Genomic DNA, 532 nt, shown 5'->3' with positions numbered 1-532 from the left:
ACCGCCGCACTTAATGCCACCTGATTGCTGTAAACGCCTTGCATCATTTCCAATGCGTCTACTTGTTCAGGCTGTAGGTTTTGAAGGTGTTCCGTGAGTGGGTCGTATTTTACGACCACTCGACGGGGCATGATGTGGCTCATCGGTGAACCTCCATCATTGCCAGTTTTAAAGGTTGATTGCTGTTGTTATACGCCCAAAGCTCACCACCTCCCGTAATCGTGATACCTGAAGGGGCTTGTCTGTCCCCCATAACTGGTAGGCCGACCACGGCAGAAACGTTGCTATCACCAATCATTGCTTCTACTTCCGTATCGCTAATGTTTTGGATAATGGCCTCTAGCCGTGTAACTGAGGCATTGAACAAGCGTTTCTTTTCATTCGGGTTAATAATCAAATGGTCACGGCTGACAAAGCTCTGTGCTGTTTCTTGGCGAGTAGTGACGATTGAACGTATTTCACTCACGGCCATTGAGTCAGCAAACTTCACTTGTGCCGGTGGGGTGGTTTTAAGATCACGTTTAGTCAGCTG

Annotated in this window: 1 pseudogene; it reads right to left on the bottom strand. The window is 48.1% G+C overall.

Annotated features, from left to right (window positions below):
* Positions 1-139: 139 nt before the first annotated feature.
* Positions 140-532: pseudogene (locus tag Q1A70_RS20365) on the bottom strand (hypothetical protein); the annotation flags it as partial.

This window comes from uncultured Vibrio sp., from assembly GCF_947488985.1.
Lineage (GTDB): Bacteria > Pseudomonadota > Gammaproteobacteria > Enterobacterales > Vibrionaceae > Vibrio.
The sequence above is the reverse complement of the archived record's forward strand: the minus strand, read 5'-3'. Positions and strand labels throughout refer to the sequence as shown.